Raw genomic sequence first — 350 nt, forward strand, 5'->3', positions numbered from 1 at the left:
CACTTCCGCCTCGATGCTGCGTCGGGCTTCGAGGAGTTCGAATGCACCGATGTCGAGCGTCTCGGCCTCCTGGCCGGGAAGGCGTAGCGCGGCAACATAGATGCCGGACCCCTTCCGCATCTCGACGACGCCCATCATTTCGAGCGCCACCATCGCTTCGCGAACGGTCGTGCGGCTGACAGCGTAGTGCTCAGCAATCTCGCGCTCGGTCGGCAGACGGCGGCCAATCTCGAATTCCCCAGCCGCAAGGCGTTGCAGGATGCCGTCGGTGATGCGGCGATAGAGTTTGTCGGATTGGGCCATGATGCCAACATTGCGTGTTCCGACCATCGGCGCAACGCTCTACTGGT

Annotated in this window: 1 protein-coding gene; it reads right to left on the reverse strand. The window is 62.9% G+C overall.

The window, feature by feature from the left end; genetic code table 11:
- On the reverse strand, positions 1-303 hold a 303-nt coding region (locus AC0IYH_RS30080), incomplete at its 3' end, for a GntR family transcriptional regulator (RefSeq protein ID WP_471837761.1).
- Positions 304-350 lie beyond the last annotated feature (47 nt).

It is taken from the genome of Pseudomonas sp. AC463, from assembly GCF_979253585.1.